The 19,952-nt window shown below is 75.0% G+C and carries 13 protein-coding genes; 8 read left to right on the plus strand and 5 right to left on the minus strand.

What is annotated here, in order from left to right; all coding sequences use genetic code 11:
• The first annotated feature begins 7 nt into the window (after window positions 1-7).
• Both GHR20_RS29880 and GHR20_RS29885 read left to right on the plus strand, forming a co-directional pair.
• Window positions 8-886 (plus strand): hypothetical protein, encoded by an 879-nt coding sequence (locus GHR20_RS29880; RefSeq protein WP_153814912.1) that lies wholly within the window; start codon window positions 8-10, stop codon window positions 884-886.
• A gap of 90 nt (window positions 887-976) precedes the next feature.
• A complete protein-coding gene (locus GHR20_RS29885; protein WP_153814913.1) occupies window positions 977-5,623 on the plus strand; it encodes a hypothetical protein in 4,647 nt (1,548 codons plus the stop codon).
• Window positions 5,624-5,660: 37 nt separating this feature from the next.
• On the opposite strand, the gene GHR20_RS29890 is transcribed toward GHR20_RS29885, so the two are convergent.
• Together GHR20_RS29890 and GHR20_RS29895 are read right to left on the minus strand one after the other, a co-directional pair.
• Complete coding sequence (locus tag GHR20_RS29890) at window positions 5,661-6,440, minus strand: IclR family transcriptional regulator (protein WP_243878158.1); 780 nt, start codon at window positions 6,438-6,440, stop codon at window positions 5,661-5,663.
• Between the two features lie 134 nt (window positions 6,441-6,574).
• A complete protein-coding gene (locus GHR20_RS29895) occupies window positions 6,575-7,015 on the minus strand; it encodes a hypothetical protein (protein ID WP_243878159.1) in 441 nt (146 codons plus the stop codon).
• A 405-nt stretch (window positions 7,016-7,420) separates the two neighbouring features.
• Between GHR20_RS29895 and GHR20_RS29900 the strand changes: the two genes are divergently transcribed.
• The 5 genes from GHR20_RS29900 to GHR20_RS29920 are packed head-to-tail and all read left to right on the plus strand — an operon-like array spanning window position 7,421 to window position 15,580.
• Window positions 7,421-10,399, plus strand: a complete 2,979-nt coding sequence (locus GHR20_RS29900; protein ID WP_153814914.1) for a nitrate- and nitrite sensing domain-containing protein — start codon at window positions 7,421-7,423, stop codon at window positions 10,397-10,399.
• Entirely contained in the window at window positions 10,396-10,830 is a 435-nt protein-coding gene (locus GHR20_RS29905; protein WP_148027713.1) for a roadblock/LC7 domain-containing protein, read from the plus strand. Before GHR20_RS29900 ends, GHR20_RS29905 begins: the two co-directional genes overlap by 4 nt.
• Window positions 10,831-10,839: 9 nt before the next feature.
• The gene (locus GHR20_RS29910; protein WP_037650877.1) at window positions 10,840-11,235 is read left to right on the plus strand and encodes a DUF742 domain-containing protein; all 396 of its coding nucleotides are present in this window, start codon (window positions 10,840-10,842) and stop codon (window positions 11,233-11,235) included.
• Between the two features lie 24 nt (window positions 11,236-11,259).
• Window positions 11,260-14,994, plus strand: coding sequence for a hydantoinase B/oxoprolinase family protein (locus GHR20_RS29915; RefSeq protein WP_153814915.1), 3,735 nt, complete (start codon window positions 11,260-11,262; stop codon window positions 14,992-14,994).
• On the plus strand, window positions 14,975-15,580 hold the full coding sequence (locus tag GHR20_RS29920) for an ATP/GTP-binding protein (protein WP_153814916.1): 606 nt from the start codon (window positions 14,975-14,977) through the stop codon (window positions 15,578-15,580). Before GHR20_RS29915 ends, GHR20_RS29920 begins: the two co-directional genes overlap by 20 nt.
• A gap of 81 nt (window positions 15,581-15,661) precedes the next feature.
• Here the strand turns inward: GHR20_RS29920 and GHR20_RS29925 are convergent, their stop codons facing one another.
• From GHR20_RS29925 to GHR20_RS29935, 3 genes are all read right to left on the minus strand, one after another.
• Window positions 15,662-17,302, minus strand: coding sequence for an EAL domain-containing protein (locus GHR20_RS29925; RefSeq protein WP_153814917.1), 1,641 nt, complete (start codon window positions 17,300-17,302; stop codon window positions 15,662-15,664).
• A gap of 114 nt (window positions 17,303-17,416) precedes the next feature.
• A complete protein-coding gene (locus GHR20_RS29930; RefSeq protein WP_153814918.1) occupies window positions 17,417-18,607 on the minus strand; it encodes a lipid-transfer protein in 1,191 nt (396 codons plus the stop codon).
• A complete protein-coding gene (locus tag GHR20_RS29935; protein WP_153816181.1) occupies window positions 18,604-19,032 on the minus strand; it encodes a zinc ribbon domain-containing protein in 429 nt (142 codons plus the stop codon). Before GHR20_RS29935 ends, GHR20_RS29930 begins: the two co-directional genes overlap by 4 nt.
• Window positions 19,033-19,215: 183 nt before the next feature.
• On the opposite strand from GHR20_RS29935, the gene GHR20_RS29940 reads away from it, so the two are divergent.
• On the plus strand, window positions 19,216-19,749 hold the full coding sequence (locus GHR20_RS29940) for an NUDIX domain-containing protein (protein WP_148027717.1): 534 nt from the start codon (window positions 19,216-19,218) through the stop codon (window positions 19,747-19,749).
• Window positions 19,750-19,952 lie beyond the last annotated feature (203 nt).

Here is a 19,952-nt window from a genome sequence, read left to right on the forward strand (position 1 = left end):
CAACGCCGTGAGCGAGCACGTCGAGTGGAGTGACGCCGAGGCCCCGGCCCCGCCGGCCACCGCCGCCGTCACCCCCGCCGACGCCGCCGACGCGGCGCGGCTCGTCGCCTGCGGACTGCAGCCCAAGCTCCAGCCTGCCCGCGACCAGGACTACACCGAACTGCTGCGCCGCTACCGCGAGGACCCGGCGTTCGCCCGGCTCGCCGACGCCGTCGCCGCCGGCCTCGGGCTCGTCGTCCTGGAGGTGTCGCCGCGCGCCGGCATGGCCGTGACCGCCGCCGAGGACTCGGTGTTCGCCGTCCGCATGGGCGACTACGCGCGTCGCACCACCGCCGACTCCGGCGACCGCTTCCTGCACGGCCTCGCCCATCTCGCCGTCGCCGCCCTCGCGTTCCCGCGCCCCGAGGACCTGGCCGACGACGGCTACATCGGCCGGGTCACGGTCAACGGCGTCGACGCCTTCGTCCGCCAGGCATGCCGCCGCCTGGAGGAGCGCGCCGAGGAGCAGGGCGAGAACACCGACCCGGCCACCGACGCGCCCGGCCTGGAGGCCGCCTGGCGGATCTGGGCCAGACGCAGCGCCACCGGCGCCACCAAGGACGCCCGCCGGCCCGCCTCCTCCACCACCGGCATCGTCGCCAAGGCCCTCGCCTTCCTCACCGACTCCGGCTTCCTCCAGCGCACCGGCGACGAAGGCGGCGGCACCTACCGCACCACCGCCCGCTACCAGCTCCAGGTCCGCGACATGGCCGGCACCGCCGCCCTGGCCGAACTGATCGAGCTGGGCGTGGTCCCGGTGACCGACGGCACCGCCAGCCTGCTGCCCGCCGAGGACACCGACGACCTGGAGCTGGTGGCCGACGCGGGCCTCCCCTTCCACTCCTGAGGCGCCGAGGCGCTCACGCACTGAACGCCGAAGCGCCCCGCGCCCGCCCCCGAACGACCGCACCTTTCACCAGACTTACGAGAGTCCGCCATGTACGAGCTGTCCCGGGTCCGCCTCTACTCCATCGGGCCCGCCGGTGCGCGCTACGCCGACACCGTGCTTGACCTGCGCGGCGTGGGCGGGCTTGTGCCCGATCCGGCGCCCACACAGGCGGAGTTCTTCGCCGAGGAGCCGTCCGGGCCGCCGCGCCGCCCCGCGCCCGCGGGCGTGCTCTTCCTGGAGAACGGCGGCGGCAAGTCCGTCCTGCTCAAGCTGATCTTCTCGGTGATGCTCCCCGGCCACCGCAACACCCTCGGCGGCGCCAGCTCCGGCGTGCTGCGCAAGTTCCTGCTCGCCGACGACTGCGGCCATGTGGCCCTCGAATGGCAGCATGTGCAGACCGGTGAGTGCGTGGTCGTCGGCAAGGCCAGCGAGTGGCGCGGCCGCCAGGTCTCCAACGACCCGCGCAAGTTCGCCGAGGCGTGGTACTCCTTCCGGCCCGGCCCCGGACTCAGCCTGGACAACCTCCCCGTGGCCGAGTCCACGGCCGTACGGCCCGCCGCGGAGGGCGCGTCCGGCGCCCAGGGCCGCCGCCGCACCATGAAGGGCTTCCGCGACGCCCTCACCGAGGGCGGCAAGGCGTACCCCCACCTGGAGGTGCACTGGGAGGAGACCCACGAGCGCTGGACCGAGCACCTCGGCGACCTCGGCCTCGACCCCGAACTCTTCCGCTACCAGCGGGAGATGAACGCCGACGAGGGCGAGGCGGCCGGCCTCTTCGCGGTCAAGAAGGACTCCGACTTCACCGACCTGCTGCTGCGCGCGGTCACCGACACCCGGGACACCGACGGCCTCGCCGACCTGGTCAGCGGCTTCGGCGACAAGCTCGGCCGGCGCGCCGAGCTGATCGCCGAACGCGACTTCACGGCCGGCTCGGTGGACCTGCTCGGCCGGATCGTGGAGGCCGCCGACACCCGCGGCCGCGCCCGGGACATCCACGCCGGCGCCGAGCGCCGCACCCGTACCCTCGCCCGGCGGCTGTCCGCGCGCGCCGTACAGGAACGCGTCCGGGCCGCCGACCTCGCCCAGCGCGTCACCGCCGCCGCGTACGCCGTCACCCACTCCGAGGGCGCCCGCGAGCGCAGCTCCCTGATCGCCGCCGAACTCGCCTACCGGCACGCCTCGCTGGCCCTCGCCGCCGCGGAGAAGTCCGCCGCTTCGCAGAAGCGCGAGCTGGCCGACGCCCGCACCCTGCACTCCGCCTGGCAGGCCGCCGAGGCCGTGCTGCGCCACCGCGCCGCCGCCGACCGCGTCGCCCGTGTCTCCGCCGCCATCCAGGAGGCCGAACGGGACGCGGCCCCCGCCCTCGCCGCCCGCGCCAAGGCCGCCGTGGACCTCGTACGGGCCCTGCACGCGGCCGCCGGGAGCGCCGAGGACCTGGCCAACGAGGAGGAGGAGCGCTCCGCCGCCCTCCAGGAGGCCGGCGACGCCGCCTACCGCGACTCCACCGCCGCCGCCACCGAGGCCCAGCGCGCCCGCAGCGAGGTCGGACACCTGCGCCAGCGGCTCACCGAGGTCGAGCAGGAGACCGCCGAGGCGGTCCGCGCCGGCTGGCTGGACGACAGCGCCCCGGACGCCGACCCGGCCCGCGCCGCGCTCGCCGCGTCCGACGCCGAGAAGACCACCGTCGCCTCCTGGGACACCGCCCGCGAGGCCGCCCGCGCGGCCACCGAGCGGGCCCGCGAGACGGCCGCCGCCGAGTCCCGCGCCGAGCTGACCGCGGCCCGTGCCGCCGACGCCGCGACCGCCGCCGTGCGCTCCCACGACGCCGAACGCCGCCTCGCGGACGCGCTGGCCGCCGAGGAACGCCTCGCCGAACTCCTCGGCCTGCCCGGTACGGCACCCCGCGCGGGCCTGCCCGCCCAGCGCACCGACGACACCGGCCCCGCCCCGCGCCCCGACCAGGACGGCCTGCCCGCCGCCGGACCCCTCACCGCCGCCGAACTCGACCGCTGCGCCGACGAACTGCGCGAACTCCTCGACGGCGCGGTCGGCACCGCCGAACGCCAGCTCTTCGACCTGCGCACGGCCGCCGCCGACGACTCCCGCATCCTCGGCGCGCTCGGCGACGGCGGGCTGCTGCCGCCCGGCCCCGACGTCCTCGCCACCGTCGAGTTCCTCGGCGAGCACGGCATCCCCGCGCTGCCCGGCTGGCGCTATCTCGCCCAGGCCGTCGACCCCGCCGACCACGCCCGGGTGCTCGCCGCCCGGCCCGAACTGGTCGACGGCGTCGTCATCACCGACCCCGCCACCCACGCCCGGGCCCGCGAGGCACTGGCCGACGCCGCCCTGCTGCCCCGTTCCGCCGTGGCCGTCGGCACCGCCGCCGCCCTGCTCGCCCCGGCCCCCGCCGAGGACAGCGACCCGGACGGCGTGTTCCTGGTGCCGCCGAACCCGGCCATGCACGACGAGCACGCCGCCGACGAGGAACGCCAGGCCCTGCGCGCCCGCGCCACCGCGCGCGACGAGGAGATCCGGACCCTGGCCGCCCGGCTCGGCAAGGACCGCGAACTCGCCGCCCGGCTCACCTCCTGGCGCACCGGCTGCCCCGCCGGACGCCTGGCCGAACTGGCCCGCGCCGCCGAGGAGGCCCGCGCCTTCGCCGAGGAGTCCGAGGCCGAACTCGCCGAGGCCCGCACCCTGCGCGCGGAGGCCGAGGAGAGCGCCGCCGAGGCCGTACGGCTGCGCGACGAACGCCAGGAGGCCGCCCAGAAGGCCCGGCGCGCCGCCGACGCCCTCGCCGGACTCGCCTTCCGGCTGCGCGAACGCGCCGGCTGGCAGGCCCGGCTGCGCGAACTCGCCGACGAGGCCACCGAGTCCGAGGCCCGCGCCCAGACCTGCCTGGACCGCGCCCGCGCCGCCGACGAGGACCGCCGCGCCGCCCAGCGCGCCGCCGACGACGCCCGCCGCACCGCCCGCGCGCTGCGCGCCGAGCGCGCGGAGATCGCCGGCGCCCCCGACGACGTACCGGTCGAGGAGAGCGACACGCCCAAGGCGTCGCTGCCCGCGCTGCGCGAGGCGTACCGGGCCGCGTCCCAGGTGTACGAGAAGGTCGGGGTCGGCGCCGACCTGCGCGCCGAGCAGGCCCGCGCCGAGAGCGACGAGAGCGGCGCCCGCACCGAACTGGACCGGCTCAGCAACAAGGTCCGTACCCGCGCCGAGCAGCTCCTCCAGTCGCCCGACGGCTCCGACGGGCCCTCCCGGCAGGCGGCCGCCGCCCGCGCCGAGGAGCTGGTGCAGCTCCTGGAGACCCGGATGTCCACCGCGAGCGAGCAGCTCGGGCGGCTGCGCGGCGAGGCCGAGCGGCACGCCCCCGAGGACGGCGAGGCGCACACCGAGCTGCCCGCGGACCAGGCGCCCCGCGACGCCGAACACGCCCAGGCGCTGCTGCGCACCGCGACCACCGAACTCGCCGCCCGCGCCGAGGCGTTGGCCAAGGCCCGCGACGCCCACGGCGAACTGCTGTCCGCCCACCGCGCCGCCGAGGACGCGGCCGGCGGCTTCGACGAGACCGCCGCGATGCTCCGCGATCTGCTGCGCGAACAGGTGCCCGAGGAGGACCAGGAGGAGCCGGAGCCGTACCCGGGCAGCCTGGAGGAGGCGCGGCAGTCCGCCGCCGAGGCCCGCCGCTCGCTGCGCGGCTGCGCCGCCGACCTGTCCGCCGCCGAGGCGGGCGTGCGCGAGGCGAGCGACGTCCTGGTCCGGCACGCCAACTCCACGCGCTACGAGCAGGTCCGCACCCCCGCCCGGCAGCAGATCCGCGAGCTGCCCGCCGCCGCGCTGCCCGAGCACGCGCAGAAGTGGGCCGACGCCTTCGCGCCCCGGCTGCGCGTCCTCACCGACGAGCTGGCCCAGCTGGAGCGCAACCGCGACTCGATCACGGACCGGCTGCGCGGCCTCGTGGAGTCGGCCCTGGCCACCCTGCGCTCCGCCCAGCGGCTGTCCCGGCTCCCGGAGGGGCTCGGCGAGTGGTCGGGCCAGGAGTTCCTGCGCATCCGCTTCGAGGAACCCGACCAGGCCACGCTCACCGAACGGCTCGGCGAGGTCATCGACGAGGCCACCCGCGCCGCCGTCAAGAAGAACTCCGACATGCGGCGTGACGGCATGTCCCTGCTGCTGCGCGGTGTCGCGGCGGCCCTCCAGCCCAAGGGCGTGGCCGTCGAGATCCTCAAGCCCGACGCGGTGCTGCGCGCCGAGCGGGTCCCCGTCGGGCAGATGGGCGACGTCTTCTCCGGCGGCCAGCTGCTCACCGCGGCCATCGCCCTGTACTGCACGATGGCCGCGCTGCGCTCGAACGACCGGGGCCGCGACAAGCACCGGCACGCGGGCACACTGTTCCTGGACAACCCCATCGGCCGCGCCAACGCGACCTACCTCCTGGAACTCCAGCGGGCCGTCTCCGACGCCCTCGGCGTCCAGCTCCTCTACACCACGGGCCTGTTCGACACCACGGCCCTGGCCGAGTTCCCGCTGGTCATCCGGCTGCGCAACGACGCGGACCTGCGGGCGGGGCTGAAGTACATCAGCGTCGAGGAGCACCTGCGCCCCGGGCTGCCCCAGCAGCCGCAGGCGGGGGAGGCGGGGCACAGCGAGATCACGGCGACGAGGATGTTCAAGAAGCCGGCGGCCACCCCGTGACCGGGGTTATCCCGTAACGGCGGTCACCGCGTAACCGTCAGAAGCCGTACCCCATGCGGCGGGACAGCTCCGTGCCCGCCGCGACCATGCGCCGGGACACCTCCGCGAGCCGGTCCGGGCTCAGCCGGTACACCGGGCCGGAGACGCTGATCGCCGCGATCACCTCGCCGTCGTGCGCCCGCACCGGGGCGGCCACCGCGGCGAGGCCCGGCTCCAGCTCCTCGACCGTCACGCCGTAGCCCCGCTCGACCACGCCGGCCAGCTCGGCCCGCAGCGTCCCGGCGTCGGTCACGGTGTGTTCGGTGAACCGGGGCAGGGGCCGGGCGAGCAGGCTCTCGCGCGCGGCGGGCGGCTGGTGCGCGAGCAGCACCTTGCCGCTGGAGGTGGCGTGCAGCGGGGTGCGCCGGCCCAGCCAGTTCTGCGCGGCCACCGAGGCCGGACCCCGGGCCTGCATGATGTTGACGGCCGCGTCCTCGTCCAGCACCGCGAGGTTCACCGTCTCGCCCAGCTCGTCGGCGATCTCGCGGCAGACGGGGACGCCCTCCTGGGAGATGTCCAGCCGCACCGCCGCGGGCCCGGCCAGCCGCAGCACACCGGCGCCCAGGTAGTACTTGCCGCGGTCCTTCGCCTGCGCCACCAGACCCCGGTGCTCCAGGACGCCGAGCAGCCGGAACGCCGTGGACTTGTGCACGTCCAGCTCGGTGGCGATGTCGGTCACGCCCGCCTCGCCGTCCCGGGCGAGGATCTCCAGCACGCTCACGGCGCGGTCCACCGACTGCACCGCCCCGGCCGCCTGCTGCTTTCGCGCGTGGGCCATGGCTGGTCTCCCACCACCTGTCGGCCGGTCCGTCATCTGTCCCGTACGGCGCTCATGTCCGCGCCGTACGCAACATCATCGTACCGAAGTGGCCGAATCCAGCCGGTGGCCGAGCGGGTTCGGGACAGGCCGGCTCAGGGGTGCGACAGCTGCCCCGCGCCGCCCCGCCGCCGTATCCGATCCTGCTCCCGCAGCGCCCGCCGCTCCGCACGCCGGCGCGCCCGCCGCTCACGGCGCAGCGCGCGGGCCGTGCTGCTGGGCTCGGAGACCACGCCGTGCCGCTGGTTCCACACCTGGCGGGTGACCCACACGTCGACCACGGCCCAGGTGGCCGCCACGGTGCTCACCACGCTGCTGATCACCATGGGGAACGCCGGCCAGGACTCGGCCATGGTGCACAGGAACGCCACCATCGCCTCTATCAGCGTGACCGAGATGATGATCAGCGCCCGCACCGCCGCCGCCCGCACCGGATCGGGCAGCGGATGCCGCCGCGCGGGCTCCTCGACCCACAACGGCCGGTGCTCCGGCTGTATCCCGTACCGCTCCGCAGTGCCCTTCACCGATTCACTCACTCCCCACCGCCCGAGGACCCTCGCCCCGATGCCCGAAGCCCCGACTCCCCAGTAGCTGCCCGGCTTGCGCGGATCTACGCGGCCGGTGTGCGGGACGGGTCCTCCGCGGCCCAATCGCCCCCAACTCCCGTAGAGAAGGACGAACAAGACCCCGCGAAGATTCCCGCCCTGGGAAAAATTCCAGCCAACCGCCATGCCCTGCCATGGTGTCCGGCTCCGGGGTACCCCCCGGATCGCGGTGGCAATCTCCCGCAATGCCCGGACAACTCACCCTCTGCCGCCGCCGCGACGGAAGTTCACCTTCCGGACATGCCTTCGAGTTACCTGTATGGCGGTAGTAGGCTCGCGCCGTTTGTTGACGCACATGCGCACCCCCGGCCCGCGGGGGTCGAGCTGGGGGAGGCCATGCGCTTTCGCGGGAAGTCGATCCGCCGGAAGATCGTGGCGCTGCTTCTCGTGCCGCTGCTGTCCCTGACCGCCATCTGGGGTTTCGCCACGGTGGTCACCGGCCGGGACGTGGCCCAGCTCTTCCGGGTCTCCGATGTCATGCAGAACATCGGCTATCCCACCGACGACACCGTCCGCGTGCTCGAACAGGAGCGCCGCCAGACCCTCGTCTACCTCGCCGACCCACGCGCCTTCGACTCCCTGTCGGCGCTCCAGCGCACCCGCACCGCCAGCGACCGTGCGATCGCGAAGGTCCGTGAGAACGCGCGAAAACGCCATCTGCGCCACGCCCTCGGCGCCCAGGGCGGCGAGCACCTCACCGCCGTCCTGGACGCCTTCGGCGGACTGGACTCGCTGCGCCACAGCGTCGAGAGCGGCACCATCAGCCGCGCCCAGGCCCTCGACCTCTACAACCGCCTGATCGACCCCTGCTACGCGCTGCTCGCCGGGCTCGACGGCATCGACGACGTCGAGATGGACAAGCAGTCGCACGCCCTGGTCAACCTCACCCGCGCCCGTGAACTGCTCTCCCGGGAGGACGCCCTGCTCGGCTCCTCCCTCGTGGTGGGGCGGCTCACCCGCGAGGAGATCCGCGAGATCTCCGACCTCGTCGCCCAGCGCACCCTGCTCTACGACATCAGCCTGCCGCTGCTGCCCGCGTCCGAACGCGAGCGCTACGAACGGTTCTGGGACAACGCCGGTACCGCCCCGCTGCGTTCGGCCGAGCAGTCCGTCATCGAGCACGGCGCCGGCACCCCCGACGGGATCACCGCCAAGAGCTGGGACTCCGCCGCCAAAAGCGCCCTCGCCGACCTCGGCACCCTGGACGACCACGCGGGCGACCGCTTCCAGGACCGTATGCACCCGGTCGCCATGCGGGTCATCGCCCAGGGCGCCGTGGCGGGCCTGCTCGGACTGCTCGCCCTGCTCTTCTCCCTGGTGCTCTCCGTCCGGATCGGCCGCGGCCTCATCCGCGACCTGCGCCGGCTGCGCCTGGAGGCGCACGAGGCGTCCGGCGTCCGGCTGCCCGGCCTGATGCGCCGCCTGTCGGCCGGCGAACAGGTCGACGTGGAGACCGAGGTGCCGCGCCTGGAGTACGACCAGAACGAGATCGGCGAGGTCGGCCAGGCCCTCAACACCCTTCAGCGGGCCGCCGTCGAGGCCGCCGTCAAGCAGTCCGAACTGCGCGCCGGGGTCTCCGAGGTCTTCGTCAACCTCGCCCGCCGCAGCCAGGTGCTGCTGCACAAGCAGCTCACCCTCCTCGACACCATGGAACGCCGCACCGAGGACACCGACGAACTCGCCGACCTCTTCCGCCTGGACCACCTCACCACCCGGATGCGCCGGCACGCCGAGGGCCTGGTGATCCTCTCCGGCGCGGCGCCCTCCCGGCAGTGGCGCCGCCCCGTGCAGCTGATGGACGTGGTCCGCGCCGCCGTCGCCGAGGTCGAGGACTACGAGCGGGTCGAGGTACGGCGCCTGCCGCGGGTCGCCGTGACCGGCCCGGCCGTCGCCGACCTCACCCACCTCGTGGCCGAACTCCTGGAGAACGCCACGGTGTTCTCGCCCCCGCACACCGCCGTCCAGGTCATCGGCGAGCGGGTCGCCAACGGCTTCACCCTGGAGATACACGACCGGGGACTCGGCATGACGCCCGAGGCGCTGCTGGACAACAACCTGCGCCTCGCCGAGACCCCCGAGTTCGAACTCTCCGACACCGACCGGCTCGGCCTGTTCGTGGTCAGCCGCCTCGCCCAGCGCCAGAACGTCCGCGTCTCCCTCCAGCCCTCGCCCTACGGCGGCACCACCGCGATCGTGTTCATCCCGGACGCGCTGCTCAGCGACGAGATCCCGGACACCAACGGCATCGGCTTCCGCCTCGACCGCGAGCGCACGGCGGAGAACTCCGGGCGCGCCGCCGGCGGCTCCCGGGCGCCGCTGCCGCTGTCCGGCCTGCCCACCACCGTCCTGGACGGCCCGGTGGAACTGGAGGGCCCCGTCGGCCTCGACGCCCTGGACGACTTCCCCGGTGCCCTGCCGGACGAGGACAGCGAGCGCGGCGGGCTCTTCCGCCACCGCCGCGCCCTGCCCCGGGGCGGGGAGGACGGCCCGGCGGCGGACCCGGGGAGCGACCGCCCGGAGGAACGCCCGGCGGGGGAGGAGAGCGCCGAGCGCGGACTCGTACCGCTGCCGCGCCGCCAGCCGCCCAAGCTGGTCAGCTCGCACGGCAGGCCGGTCACCGACCAGCGCGCCCCCCGCCCCGAGCCCGGCCGCCGCGACCCGGCGGACCCGGACGAGCGGGCGGCCGGGGAGGCGTACGGCTCCGACACGGGCGGGTACGGCACCGCCGAGGACGCTTACGGCCCCGACCGGGACGCGTACGGCCCCGACCGGGACGCGCACGGCACCGGCCGCGAGCCGTACCGGGCCGACCGCGAGCCGCGCCGGGCCGGTCCGGTCCCCCTGCCGCGCCGGGCGACGGCCGCCCCGCGTCCGGCGGAACCCGCCGACCGCACCGGACAGGGCGGAACGGCACCTGCCGACGGCCCCGCTGCGGCGACCGGCCCCGGTGAGAGCGGCCGCCCCGGCATCGCCTCGCTGCCCCGGCGCTCCCGCCCCGCGACGGGCGTCCCCGGCGGCCCGGACACCCCCGGCGGCCCCGTCCGCGCGCCCCGCGACGGCGACGGCGCCGCCGGACCCGGCGACAGCGCCCTGCCCCGACGCGTGCGGCAGGCCAGCCTCGCCCCCCAGCTCAGGCAGGACCCCGAACGGCGCCCAGGGCGCGGCGACGCGCCCGACGACCGGGACGCCGACGAGGTCCGCAGCCGGATGGCCTCGCTCCAGCGCGGCTGGCAGCGCGGCCGGGAGGAGAATGCCACGGGCGAGACTGCCCGCACCGGCACAGCACAAGGAACCACTAAGGGGGACGGTCGATGACCGCACCGAAGGCGACCGACCACACGGCGATGGGCAACGGGGGGCTGAACTGGCTCCTGGACGAGCTCGTCGACCGCGTCGCCAGCATCCGCAAGGCCGTCATTCTCTCCGGCGACGGACTGCCCACCGGCGTGTCCAAGGACCTGACCAGGGAGGACGGCGAGCATCTGGCCGCCGTGGCGTCCGGCTTCCACAGCCTCGCCAAGGGCGTGGGCCGCCACTTCGACGCGGGCGGCGTCCGCCAGACCGTCGTGGAACTGGACGACGCGTTCCTGTTCGTCAGCGCCGCGGGCGACGGCAGCTGCCTGGCCGTCCTGTCCGACGCCGACTCCGACGTCGGCCAGGTCGCCTACGAGATGACGCTCCTGGTCAAGCGGGTGGGTGTGCACCTGGGCACCGCCCCGCGCACGGGCCTGCCCACGGGCGGGTAGTGGAATGACATGAGCGAAGACGGTCAGGTGAGCAGCCACTGGTTCGACGACGACGCCGGACCGGTCGTCCGCCCCTACGCCATGACGCGCGGCCGTACCACCAGTACGGCCCAGCACCGCCTCGATCTGATCGCGGTGGTCGTCACGGAGCCCGCCGCCGGGGACCCGGAGACGGATCCGACGCTCTCCCCCGAGCACGTGGACATCGTGGGCCTGTGCCGCAGCGCCCCGCAGTCGGTCGCCGAGCTGGCCGCGGAACTCGACCTGCCCATCGGCGTCGTCCGGGTCCTCGTCGGCGACCTCGTGCACGCGGAACTCGTCCATGTCACCCGGCCGGTGCCCCCGGCCGAGCTGCCGGACGAGAGTATTCTGCGCGACGTGATCAACGGCCTGCGGGCGCTGTGACCGGCGCGGAAGCGGAGTACTGACGTGACAGGCTGGCAGTTCTGGGTCGACCGAGGCGGCACCTTCACCGATATCGTCGCCCGGCGCCCGGACGGCCGCCTGCTCACGCACAAGGTGCTCTCCGACCACCCGGCCCACCCGCGGCCCGAGCCCGGCCCACACGCCCACCACGTCGCCCCCGACGCCGCCGTCACCGGCATCCGCGCCCTCCTCGGCGACTCCCCGGAGCCCGTCGAGGCCGTCCGGATGGGCACCACCGTCGCCACCAACGCGCTCCTGGAGCGCACCGGCGAACCCACCCTGCTGATCATCACCCGCGGCTTCCGCGACGCCTTGCGCATCGCCTACCAGAACCGGCCGCGCATCTTCGCCCGCCGCATCGACCTGCCGGAACAGCTCTACGCCCGGGTGATCGAGGCCGACGAACGCGTCGCCACCGACGGCACCGTGCTGCGCGCCCCCGACCTGGACGCGCTCGCGCCCGCGCTCCAGGAGGCGTACGACGACGGGATCCGTGCCGTCGCCGTGGTCTGTCTGCACAGCCACCTGCACCCCGCCCACGAACGCGCCATCGGCGAACTCGCCGCCCGCACCGGCTTCCCGCAGATCTCCCTGTCCAGCGAGGTCAGCCCGCTGATGAAGCTGGTCCCGCGCGGCGACACCGCCGTGGCCGACGCCTACCTCTCACCGGTGCTGCACCGCTATGTCCGCCAGGTGGCCGGCGAACTGCGCGGGGTGCGGCTGATGTTCATGCAGTCCAACGGCGGACTCACCGAGGCGGGACAGTTCCGCGGCAAGGACGCCATCCTGTCCGGACCGGCCGGCGGCATCGTCGGCATGGCCCGGATGTCCCAGCGCGCGGGCTTCGACCGGGTCATCGGCTTCGACATGGGCGGCACCTCCACCGATGTCTCGCACTTCGCCGGCGCCTACGAGCGGGTCTTCGACACCCAGGTCGCGGGCGTACGGCTGCGCGCCCCGATGCTCGACATCCACACCGTGGCCGCGGGCGGCGGCTCCGTGCTCCACTTCGACGGCTCCCGCTACCGGGTCGGCCCCGACTCGGCCGGCGCCACCCCCGGCCCCGCCTGCTACCGGGCCGGCGGCCCGCTCACCGTCACCGACGCCAATGTGATGCTCGGCCGTATCCAAGGCGCCCACTTCCCGGCCGTGTTCGGGCCCGGCGGCGACCAGCCGCTGGACGCCGGTCTGGTCCGCGACCGGTTCACCGGCCACGCCCGCGAGATCCACCGGGCCACCGGCGACGACCGCACCCCCGAGCAGGTGGCCGAGGGCTATCTGGACATCGCCGTCGCGAACATCGCCAACGCGATCAAGCGGATCTCCGTCCAGAAGGGCCACGACGTCACCCGCTACGCGCTGACCACCTTCGGCGGCGCGGGCGGCCAGCACGCGTGCCGGGTCGCCGAGTCGCTCGGCATCCGCACCGTGCTCGTGCCCCCCATGGCCGGGGTGCTCTCCGCGCTCGGCATCGGACTGGCCGACACCACCGCCATGCGCGGACAGTCCGTCGAGGCGACCCTGGAGCAGGCGTCCATGCCCGGCATCCGCGAGGCCGCCGCCGCTCTGGAGGCCGCCGCCCGCGCCGAACTCGCGGCCGAGGACGTCCCCGAGGACCGCGTCCGGGTCACCCACCGGGCCCAGCTCCGCTACGACGGCACCGACACCGCCCTCACCGTCGAACTGGCCGGACCCGACACCATGCGCGACGCGTTCGAGGAGTGCCACCGCGCCACCTACTCCTTCACCCTCGACCGCCCGATCGTGGTGGAGGCTCTCTCCGCCGAGGCCACCGGCATCACCGCACCGCCCGATCTGACCGCCCTCGCCCCGTACGAGGGACGGACCGCCGCACCCGGGACCGTCCGCCTGCACACCGGCGGCTCCTGGCGGGACGTACCCCTGCACCGCCGCGAGGCCCTGCCCCCCGGCGAGACCGTCACCGGACCGGCGGTCGTCACCGAGGCCGGTGCGACGACCGTCGTGGACGACGGCTGGCGGGCCGCGGCCACCGACGACGGGCATCTGCTCATGGAACGCACCGCGGTCACCCGGAGCTCCCCCGTCAGCACGGAGGCCGACCCGGTCCTCCTGGAGGTCTTCAACAACCTCTTCATGTCGATCGCCGAGCAGATGGGCGCCCGGCTGGAGTCCACGGCCCAGTCCGTCAACATCAAGGAGCGCCTCGACTTCTCCTGCGCCCTGTTCGACCCGGACGGCAACCTGGTGGCCAACGCCCCCCACATCCCCGTCCACCTGGGCTCCATGGGCACCAGCGTCAAGGAGGTCATCCGCCGCCGGGGCGACTCGATGCGGCCGGGCGACACCTACGCCGTCAACGACCCGTACCACGGCGGCACCCATCTGCCCGACGTCACCGTGATTACCCCGGTGTTCGACACCGACATCCCCGGCACCGACCTCCCCGGCACCGGCACTCCCGGCACCGGCACCCCGGGCACCGACGCCCCCGCGGACCCGGAGCGCCGGCCCCGGATTCTCTTCCACGTCGCCTCCCGCGGCCACCACGCCGAGATCGGCGGCATCGCCCCCGGCTCCATGCCCGCCCACAGCCGCACCCTGGAGGAGGAGGGCGTCCTCTTCGACAACTGGCCGCTCACCGAGGGCGGCCGCTTCCGCGAGGAGGAGACCCGGCGGCTGCTCACCGAGGGCCGCCACCCCTCCCGCAACCCCCGCACCAACCTCGCCGACCTGCGCGCCCAGATCGCCGCCAACCGGAAGGGCGTCGACGAAGTCCGCCGCATGATCGGCGAGTTCGGCCTCGACGTCGTCCAGGCGTACATGCGGCACGTCCAGGACAACGCCGAGGAAGCGGTGCGCCGCGTCATCGACGCCCTGGACGACGGCGAGTACGCCTACGAGACCGACGCGGGCGCCGTCATCCGGGTCCGGGTCCGGGTCGACCGGGCCGGACGCCGCGCCACCATCGACTTCACCGGCACCTCCGCGCAGCTCCCCACCAACTTCAACGCCCCCTCCGCCGTGGTCGACGCGGCCGTCCTGTACGTCTTCCGCACCCTGGTCGCCGACGACATCCCGCTCAACGACGGCTGCCTGCGCCCCCTGGACATCGTCGTACCGCCCGGCTCCCTGCTCGCCCCCGAGCCCCCGGCCGCCGTCGTCGCGGGCAACGTGGAGACCTCCCAGGCCATCACCGGCGCCCTGTACGCCGCGCTCGGCGTGCAGGCCGAGGGCTCCGGCACGATGAACAACGTCACCTTCGGCAACGAACGCCACCAGTACTACGAGACCGTCGCCTCCGGTTCCGGCGCGGGCGACGGCTTCCCCGGCGCCGACGTCGTACAGACCCATATGACCAACTCCCGGCTCACCGACCCCGAGATCCTGGAGTGGCGGCTGCCCGTCCGCCTGGAGGAGTTCGCCGTACGGCACGGGAGCGGCGGCGCCGGCACCTGGCGCGGCGGCGACGGCGCGGTGCGCCGCATCCGGTTCCTGGAGCCCATGACCGTCTCCACCCTCTCCCAGCACCGCCGCGTGCCCCCGTACGGCATGGCGGGCGGCGCCCCCGGAGCGCTCGGTGCCAATCGTGTCGAACGGGCCGACGGCGGCGTCACCGATCTCGGCGGCAGCGGTTCCGCCGAGGTCGGACCCGGCGACGTGCTCGTCGTAGAAACCCCCGGTGGCGGCGGCTACGGCCGGCCGTCGCCCGAATCCCAGCAAGCAGGAGAAGTGAACGATGGTCCTCGGGCGTCCTGAGCACGGCAATGTCCCGGTCGAGCCCGTCACGCTCAAGATCCTGGTGGCGGGCGGCTTCGGCGTGGGCAAGACCACCCTGGTCGGCGCGATCAGCGAGATCCGGCCGCTGCGCACCGAGGAGCGGCTCACCGAGGCCGGGCGCCCGGTCGACGACACCAGCGGGGTGGAGGCCAAGAACACCACCACCGTGGCCATGGACTTCGGCCGGATCACCCTGCGCGAGGACCTGGTGCTGTACCTGTTCGGCACGCCCGGGCAGGAGCGGTTCTGGTTCATGTGGGACGAGCTGTCCGAGGGCGCGCTCGGCGCCGTCGTGCTCGCCGACACCCGCCGCCTGGAGGACTGCTTCGCCGCCGTCGACTACTTCGAGCGGCGCTCCATCCCCTTCCTGGTCGCCGTCAACTGCTTCGACGGCGCCGACCGCTACCCCTCCGACTCGGTCCGCCGGGCGCTCGACCTGGACGCCGGGGTGCCCGTGGTGCTCTGCGACGCCCGCGACCGGGAGTCGGCCAAGGACGTGCTCATCGACCTCATCCAGCACGCGATGCGCTACACGGCGGAGCACCGCCAGCCGGTCGGCAACTGAGGCACGGGCCGGCTCAAGTCCCCGCACACGGGACCCGGTCGCCTGCGCAGGAGACCCAAGTCGCCCGCGCGGGGCGGACGTTCACCCCTGGGGCGCGACGGCGCGCACCGGAGCCGCCGTCCCGCCGCCCCGTCGTACCTCGTGGCCGGCCAGCCCCGCGCGGCCGAGCACCCAGCTCGCCCCGCCCAGCGCCTTGGCCACCCGCTTCAGCGGGGCCAGCTGGGCGGCGGCCTGGCGGTGGTCGCGCACACTGCCCGGCCCGCACACCACGGTGGCCAGCGACAGCGTGACGGGCCGCCCGCCCGCCGACCAGGGCGCGTCCAGCACCGCCGCGGCCAGCGGGGCGAGCGTCTCCTCGTCGGCCAGCACCAGGAAGTCGTCCCCGCCGATGTGCCCCACCCGCGCCCGCCCGGCGCCCGCCCGCGCCAGCGCCCGCCCCACCGAGCGGATCAGCTCGTCGCCCGCGGCGAAACCGGCGCCGTCGTTCACCTTCTTGAAGTGGTCGATGTCCAGCCAGCTCAGCGCGAACGGCCGCCCGTCCGCGATCCGCCGGTCCACCTCGCCGGTGATCGCGTCCGAACCCGGCAGCCGGGTCAGCGGATTGAGCCCGGCCGCCTCCTCCACCCGGCTCTCGGCCAGCGCCCGCACCAGGTCCGCGAGCCGTACGACGCCCACACACCGCCCGTGCCCGTCCAGCACCGCCACATCGTCGCTGGTCCGGTCCGGGCCGCCGACCGCCACCACGTCCAGCACCTCCCAGGCGGTGGCGTCCGCCCCGACCGTGCGCGGGGTGTCCCCGAGCCGCGCGGCGGGACGGTCGGCGTACAGGGCGTGGCCGTAACGGCCGGACATCGACAGCAGGAAGCGCGAGCGGTGCACCGACCGCACGGGTCTGCCCGCCTGGTCCACCAGCAGCACCCCGGAGACGTCCGGCGAGCCGGTCAGCAGGGCCCGCACCTGCCCTGCCGACGCCGTCACCGGCAGCACGGCGGCCGGGCGCACGAACTCCCGCACCGACGGACCTGCCTTGGGCGCGGCGGGCACGGCGGGGGCGGCGGACGGAACATAGACGGCGGTCGCGGGTATCCGGGCGGGCGGCGCGAACAGCTCGCCCTGCGCCAGCTGCGCCCCCGCCGACACCGCCGCCGCGTACTGCCCCTCGGTCTCCACCCCCTCCACGGCGACCAGGGCGTCCAGCTCCTCGCACAGCGTGCGCATCGCCCGCACGGCGGCGGGCCGGGCCAGCAGCGAGGCGTCCAGCTTGACCAGGCCGGGGGAGAGGTCGGTGAGCAGCCGCAGCGGCACATCGCCGTCCCCGACCCCGTCCGCGCTGATCCGGAACCCCTGCTCCCGCAGCGCGGCCACCGCCTCCAGCAGCGCCCGGTGCGGCACGTGCGTGTACGGCGGTACGACGTCCAGCGTCACCTCCCAGGGCCCCCGGCCCCCCGCCCGCACCGCGTCGTACAGCGGGGTGAGGCCGCCCAGGTCGGCGAGCGTGGCCGCGAACACGTTCACGTGCAGCGGCAGCAGCCGCTCCCGGCGCATGGCCGCGCGCAGCGCCGACACGGCCAGCACGCCGTCCAGTTCGGGGTCACGGCGGGCCTCGGCCAGGATGTCGCCGGTCTCCGGGCGGGCGAACGCCTCCAGCGCGGCGACCGCGCCCGTCCTCAGGTTCACCAGCGGCTGGAAGGCGAAGCGGAGAGAGTCCGTCCAGGAGTGCACGGGAGCATGATGGCGCCGCGCGCGGACGCCCAGGGCCAGTTCATGAGACGTTCACACAGGATTCCAGGCCGATCGCACAGCGTGACAATCGTTTTGATCGCCCCTCGGCCGCCCTCACCGCACCGCCACCACGGACGAACCGTGCCCGAAGAGCCCCTGGTTGGCGGTGATGCCCACCCGCGCGCCCTCGATCTGCCGCTCGCCCGCCGCGCCCCGCAGCTGCCAGGTCAGCTCGCAGACCTGCGCGATGGCCTGGGCCGGGACGGCCTCGCCGAAGGAGGCGAGGCCGCCGCTGGCGTTGACGGGTGTCCGGCCGCCCGGTGCCGTCGCGCCCGCCCGCAGCAGCTTCGCCCCCTCGCCCGCGCCGCACAGCCCCAGGTCCTCGTACCACTGCAACTCCAGCGCGGTGGACAGGTCGTACACCTCCGCCAGGTCCAGATCCCCCGGGCCGAGGCCGGCCTCCTCGTAGGCGGCGCGGGCGAGGGAGGCGCGGAAGGTCTCCCGCGGGGGCTCCACCGCGACCGCCGGGTCGGTGGCGATGTCCGGCAGGTCGAGCACCGGGTTCGGGAACCGGGGCGTCACCGTGGAGACCGCGCGGATCCGCACCGGCCGGGCGGCGCCGTGCCGGCGCGCGAACTCCATGGAGGACAGCACCAGGGCGGCGCCGCCGTCGGAGGTGGCGCAGATGTCCAGCAGCCGCAGCGGATCGGCGACCACCGCGGAGGCGGCGACCTCCTCGGCGGTGACCCGCCTGCGGTAGCGGGCGTACGGATTCAGCGCCCCCATGGCCGCGTTCTTCACCTTGACCAGCGCGAAGTCCTCCGGTGTGTCCCCGTGCACCGCCATCCGGCGGCGCGCGTACAGCCCGAAGTACGCCGGGTTGGTGGCGCCCAGCAGCCGGAAGCGGAGCCAGTCGGGATCGTCGGGCCGGTCCCCGCCCGCGGGCCGGAAGAAGCCCTTGGGTGCCGCGTCCGCGCCCACCACGAGGACCACGTCGGCGAGGCGGGCGAGGATCTGCGCCCGCGCCGCCGCGATCGCCTGCGCCCCCGACGCGCAGGCCGCGTACACACTGGTGACCCGGGCGCCCTGCCAGCCCAGCGCCCTGGCGTACGTCGCCGCCGCCACGTACCCCGGGTAGCCGCCGCGCACGGTGTCCGCGCCGACGACGGCGCCCACGTCCCGCCAGTCGACACCGGCGTCCGCGAGCGCCGCGCGGGCCGCCGCCGCGCCGTACTCCACGAAGCCGCGCCCCCACTTGCCCCAGGGGTGCATGCCCGCGCCGAGCACGGCGACGTCCCCCGTCACGACGCCGCCCCCGCCGGCCGCCAGTTCCAGGTGGCCGTCGGCTCCGTCCCGCCGTCGCCGTGGAGTACGCCTTCGACGACCTCCACCTCCATCCCCACCGCCAGATCGGCGACGGTGACGCCGGGCGCCGCCTGCCCCAGCACCACGATCCGCTCGGCGGCCAGCTCCACCGCGATCAGCGCGTACGGCTCCCAGGGGAGTCCGGCGTCGCTGACGAAGGGGGCCGGGGGCCGGTACCGGGTGTCGGTGTACGACCAGACGCGCCCCGTCCGGGACAGCGGGGTCTCCTCCAGGGTGCCGCCGGCGCAGTGCGGATTGCGGCAGTGGAGGTCCTCGCGCGGGAAGAAGACCGAGGCGCAGGACGAGCAGCGGGTGCCGAGGAGGCGGAAGCCGTCCCCCTCGCCGGTGAACCAGCCGGTGATCACGGGTGTCCCGGTGTACGGCAAAGCCCCTCCCGTCACAACGGATCGAGCGGATCGTGCGGTTCGAGTGGACCTGACGGTGCGTCAGAAGTGTCGCACGCGCGACGGGAAATGGGCAGACCGTGTCCGTACCGGACAACGCCGCTGACGGAAGACGCGCTTCCCGTGATCGGATACAGTCCGCGCGTGTCCGAGAATCAGCAACCCCTTGCCAACTCCGCGCCGGGATCGCACTGTTCCGCCTGCGGGGTGCCCTATGGAGCGGGCGTCACCGGCTGGCCGCGCACCTGCCCGGCCTGCGGCACGGTCGCCTACCGCAATCCGCTCCCCGTGGCGATCGCGCTCCAGCCCGTGTACGACACCGAGGGCACCGCCCTGGTCGTCATCACCCGGACCATCGCCCCCGCCCGCGGCGGCAGGGCTCTGCCCGGCGGTTACGTGGACGACCGCGAGGACTGGAAGCAGGCCGTCGTCCGCGAGCTGAAGGAGGAGACCGGTATCGACGCCGCCGCCCGCGACGTCCGCCTCGTCGACGCGATGAGCTCCCCCGACGGCCACCTGCTCCTCTTCGGCCTCCTCCCGGAGCGCCCGGCCGACACCCTCCCCGCGTCCGCCGCCACCTCCGAGACCGAGGGCTGGCACCTCCTGCGCCGCCCCGAGGAACTCGCCTTCCCCCTCCACAGCGCCGCCACCCGAGCCTGGTTCGAGGGCCGCTACTGACCCACCGCCCGAGCCGGGCACCCCCACGAGCCCGGCTCAGCGGGAGGCCCCGCTTCCACGGGTCCCCCCGATCCGGACCCCGCCCGGTACCCCGCACTTCGGCTGATTCGCGTGCCACATCGGTGCCCGGAATGTCCGGGCCCCGCGCCCGTCCGGCTCACGCGGGTGTCACCCGCACGTGCCGCGCCCGGGCGGCTCGCGGA

Origin of the sequence: Streptomyces sp. SUK 48 (assembly GCF_009650765.1) — a bacterium.
Lineage (GTDB): Bacteria > Actinomycetota > Actinomycetes > Streptomycetales > Streptomycetaceae > Streptomyces.